At 38.4% G+C, this 4,535-nt stretch carries 4 protein-coding genes and 1 pseudogene; 4 read left to right on the top strand and 1 reads right to left on the bottom strand.

Annotated features, from left to right (window positions below):
• Positions 1–9 precede the first annotated feature (9 nt).
• Positions 10–147 (top strand): plasmid copy number transcriptional regulator CopA, encoded by a 138-nt coding sequence (copA, locus tag JOC28_RS10475; protein ID WP_000746878.1) that lies wholly within the window; start codon positions 10–12, stop codon positions 145–147.
• A gap of 60 nt (positions 148–207) precedes the next feature.
• Positions 208–888 carry a replication protein gene (locus JOC28_RS10480; protein ID WP_205010615.1) on the top strand — a complete coding sequence of 227 codons (681 nt, stop codon included), beginning with the start codon at positions 208–210 and terminating at the stop codon, positions 886–888.
• Between the two features lie 141 nt (positions 889–1,029).
• Here JOC28_RS10480 and JOC28_RS10485 read toward each other — a convergent pair whose 3' ends face one another.
• Positions 1,030–1,554 carry a DUF5626 family protein gene (locus tag JOC28_RS10485; protein WP_205010616.1) on the bottom strand — a complete coding sequence of 175 codons (525 nt, stop codon included), beginning with the start codon at positions 1,552–1,554 and terminating at the stop codon, positions 1,030–1,032.
• Positions 1,555–2,029: 475 nt separating this feature from the next.
• On the opposite strand from JOC28_RS10485, the gene mobV reads away from it, so the two are divergent.
• Positions 2,030–3,532: a MobV family relaxase gene (gene mobV, locus JOC28_RS10490; RefSeq protein WP_205010617.1), complete on the top strand. Its 1,503-nt coding sequence runs from the start codon at positions 2,030–2,032 to the stop codon at positions 3,530–3,532.
• Positions 3,533–4,449: 917 nt separating this feature from the next.
• Positions 4,450–4,535 (top strand): annotated as a pseudogene (gene copA / locus JOC28_RS10495) (plasmid copy number transcriptional regulator CopA); the annotation flags it as partial.

A 4,535-nucleotide genomic window follows, 5' to 3' on the forward strand; every position in this document is an offset into this window, starting at 1 on the left:
AGGTGGCTCATGAAAAAAAGATTAACGATAACGCTCAGTGAATCTGTGCTTGAAAATCTTGAAAAAATGGCGAAAGAAATGGGGTTATCAAAATCCGCAATGATTTCAGTTGCCTTGGAAAATTACAAGAAAGGTCAAGTAAAATAAAAAAAGCCGAGCTGGCTGGCGGGGCTTTTAGATATATTATACTTGGGTATATTATACTTTATGGCTAAAGAAAAATCAAGATACTTTACTTTTTTGCTCTATCCAGAATCAATTCCGAATGATTGGGAGTTGAAGCTTGAAACTCTTGGAGTGCCGATAGCAGTTAGTCCGCTTCACGATAAAGACAAGAGTAATGTTGAGGGGCAGAAATATAAAAAACCACACTATCATGTGCTTTATATTGCTAAAAATCCAGTTACTGCAGATAGCGTGCGTTGGAAAATCAAGAAATTGCTTGGAGAAAAGAGTTTAGCAATGGTGCAAGTTGTTCTAAACGTTGAAAATACATACTTGTATTTAACGCATGAGAGCAAAGATGCTATCGCCAAGAAAAAACATGTTTACGATAAAGCTGATATAAAGCTAATCAATAATTTTGATATTGACCGCTATGTGACGTTGGATGTCGAGGAAAAAGCAGAACTTTTCAACGTGGTTGTTTCATTGATTCGAGCATATACACTTCAAAATATTTTTGATTTATATGACTTTATCGATGAGAACGGAGAGGCTTATGGATTGACAATCAATTTGGTCAATGAGGTTATCGCAGGAAAAACTGGATTCATGAAGTTGCTATTTGATGGGGCTTATCAACGTAGCAAACGAGGAGTAAAACCAGGAGCTGAAATTGATTCAGAGACGGGGGAAATTGTTGATTCTGAAATAAACAAAAAATGAGTCGGATATGTAATACCCGACTCATTTTTATTTTATGATTTTTTGCGGTTTTTTATAGCATTAAGGAGTAAGTGTGTCAAGAATCCTAGAGTAACAACGATTAAGAGAGATACAATTACAGTTATAATCATAATTATTTACTTAACGAACATAAGTAACTAAAGCACCGTTTTCGATTCTTGCTCTAACTCCTCCGCTCCAAGATGGACCGCCTAACCAAGGTATTGAAGCGTTAAAATTGATGTTGTATGTAGCTTGTGTACTGCTGTCAAGAGTTAGTGTAGCAGAGCTTGCAACGATATGGAAATACCATGGATCATAAGCTCGTGTAATTTTTTTATTATTAACTGTAACGGTAAAACCGGCATTAGATGCACCTAAGATAACATTAACATTGTATGTACCATTTGAAACATTTGACCTTGTGTGCCAGTGTAACCAACGGAAGGAAATTTCTGGTTCTCCTTCTTCGATTTTTGTTACAGTTATTGTACCTTTTTCTCCAGTTGCTGTAGTAAATTCTTCTGTGTGAGAATCTCCGACATATTGTAAACGAGGAATTTCGTTTGCTATAGCATTGTCGAAATCATCAGCTTGAACTAGATTACCAGATAAAACGAAAAATGCACCAATAAAGGCTAAAATGGCAATTAAAAATTTTTTCATGATTAACCTCCTTGTGGAAAGATATTCGTTTAATGAAATAGCGTTTTTAGAATTTTAGATGTTATTGTTTTCCGTGTTTTGTCCTTTCTAATCTAAAACTCTGTTACCGCTTTCATTTTATAAAAAAATTAGTTAAAAGTCAAAGAAAATGATGTTAGAGACGTATTTTTATTGGTTATTGGTCATTTTGAAAAAATGACTTTGGTCGACTTGGGGAAGTCGGCCGACATGACAAAAATGTCCTTGTGGTTCGAGGGCGTTTTTGGTATCTCGCCACCTTTCCTTTGTGGCGAGCAAGCCGTCTGCAAGACCGCACTTTTACGAAGTAAAGTATAGTGCGTTATACTTTACATGGAAGTTGTACCGAAAATGTGCTAAACTACTAGCTAAGATGTTAGGTATTTAGGCAAGCAATAGCCTGGGCGGCTTGCCTGTCATTCGTTGTTCGAATGACCACCTGGAGAGGAGCTGAAGGGTGAGTTATCTTGTAGCAAGAATGCAAAAAATGAAGGTTGGTAATCTTGGGGGAGCTTATCGACATAATGAACGTATTTTTGAGAATCATTCGAATAAAGATATTGATACGAGCAGGTCGCATCTCAACTATGAGTTGACGGATCGTGACCGCTCAGTGTCGTATGAAAAACAGATTAAGGATTATGTGAATGAAACAAAGGTTTCTAGTCGAGCGATTCGGAAAGATGCTGTTTTATGTGATGAATGGATTATTACGTCAGACAAGGGATTTTTTGACGGTTTGAGTGAAGAAAAAACCAGGTATTTTTTTGAGATTGCTAAAGACTATTTTGCAGAAAATTATGGTAAATCTAACATTGCTTATGCTAGTGTTCATTTGGACGAGAGTACTCCGCATATGCACCTGGGAGTTGTTCCTATGGCAGATGGAAAATTATCTTCAAAGGCGATGTTTGGTCGTGAAGAACTGAAGAAAATCCAAGAAGATTTTCCGAAATACATGAATGAACATGGGTTTGAGTTATCGCGTGGGCAGTTAGGAAGTGAACGAAAACATTTGAGTGTAGCTGATTATAAGGCTAAAATTGGCGAGGAAACTCTGAATAAAGAATTGTTAAGCCTGGGAGCACCTCGGTATTGGCATGAAAAAGAGAATAGACCTGGAACTAAAGAGGAAGTTGCAGGGTATGAGAGTATAGCTTCGTTATTCTCTGAAGAGGAATATCATATTCGAGAGGCAACGTTGGAAGAACGCTTTAAATGGCTGGATAGCCATAGAAACGATTTAAAGAGCGATTTAAGCCGTTTAGAGAATATCTTGGATAAAAAGGTTACGGAATATGATGAAATCGATTCTAAGGCCTCTGAGAGGCTCTCAGAGCTATCTGAATTAGAAACTAGTATAAAACATCGAGAAAAGGAATTAAAAGGCTTAGAAAGCGATTCTGAGCGTCTGAGTGCTAGAGTTAAAGAGTTAACCGAAGAGAAAGTTAAACAAAAAGGGGTTATTACTAAAAGAGTTGAGCAGTTAGCAGCAATGTCGGTATCTGATCTAGACAGGAGACAAGTTGCGGAAGAACTCCAGGAAGAATTAACTGCAGCGAATCCTAAATTGTTCGGTGGAGGTTTTCATTTCACGGTTGATTTTGTCAATCGTTTAAAAGCGTTTATGTCTGATGTCGTTGAAAAACTAGAGGAGACCATGAGTCAAAATGAAATGCTTAGAAGAGCTTTCGAGAATGTCAAAGTGTCAAAAGAAAGGTTGGAACAACGGCTGACACAATCAGACCGAGAGAAAAGCAATCTAGAAAAAGAAAACTATTTGTTGCGAGAAGAAAACAAGGAATTGAAAGGCTCTGAAAAGCTGTTAGAAGACATTCAAGAGGTTTTAACTGAATCTGAGATAAAAAGTATAGGGAACCGATTGGATGACTTGCAGGCGTCAAGAAGAGCTAGAAATAGATACCAGGAAAGAGAAAGGAATCAAGGACCAAGTCTCTGAGCGGTTTATGCCGTGAAAGCTATTTGACAATAAGCTAGGTCAAGTTAGACTGGAGGGGGCGGTTGGTCAGAACGAAGTTCGACCGAGCGACACATCAAAGACTAACGACCTAGGTTACTTGTTGTCAAATAGACCATGGAATAAAGTAAGCGGTCGTGATATAATAGCACAGTCGCAACACCCAGTTAGCACTGCTAAGGAGGTGAGACTTTATGCTAAACTGCTTCATCGAGCTTGTTCTGCTACCACTGCTGGTCGGTGTCAGTACAGAACTGATTGCGGAATGGCTAATCCGTAAGTGGCATGACAAATGCGACAAATAACTTAGTCTGAGTGCCTTGAGCAAGCACAAAAAAACACCTAGGGTTGCCCCCCTAGGTGTTTCTTTATGCTTAGCTTCATCGAACTTTTAAGCAAGTTAATTATATCATGTACTGGTTCTAAGTGTCAAAAATTGTGTTATAATCTAAATGAGGCACCTCAGCGATACGGTCGGTGGTGTGAATCTCATTTCCGTAGGGTGACTGGAAACGGATAGCTCAAAGGGCACAATTTGTGTCGGGTGTGGGACTGCCTTCAGCTTCGGGCTGTAAAGACCCCTGATATTTCTAAATGAGATTGACCCTATCGGGTCTTTTTTTTTGTATCTTCAGAAGAAAATTCGGGTGATTTTTCCGAAGGGAAAATCTAAAAATCGGGGGGGCTACTACGACCCCCCATATAGTGCCGAGTGCCAAATTAAGAAAAAAAGTGCCTTGAAGCCTTGTGCCCCAAGGGTTTAGGGGGTGTAAAATCTCGGCGAGTTTTCGGCGAGTTTTTTGGCGAATTCGGCGAGATTTTGAAAAATAATGCGAAAAACATTGCATTTAATGCGTAATTTTGTTAATATAAATTTATAAAATTTTGAGAGGTGGCTCATGAAAAAAAGATTAACGATAACGCTCAGTGAATCTGTGCTTGAAAATCTTGAAAAAATGGCGAAAGAAATGGGGTTATCAAAATC

It is taken from the genome of Streptococcus loxodontisalivarius (assembly GCF_016908645.1).
GTDB lineage: Bacteria > Bacillota > Bacilli > Lactobacillales > Streptococcaceae > Streptococcus > Streptococcus loxodontisalivarius.

Coding starts and splice junctions, on each gene's coding strand:
- copA (WP_000746878.1), top strand. CDS start 10: ATGAAAAAAAGATTAACGATAACGCTCAGTGAATCTGTGCTTGAAAAT.
- JOC28_RS10480 (WP_205010615.1), top strand. CDS start 208: ATGGCTAAAGAAAAATCAAGATACTTTACTTTTTTGCTCTATCCAGAA.
- JOC28_RS10485 (WP_205010616.1), bottom strand. CDS start 1,554: ATGAAAAAATTTTTAATTGCCATTTTAGCCTTTATTGGTGCATTTTTC.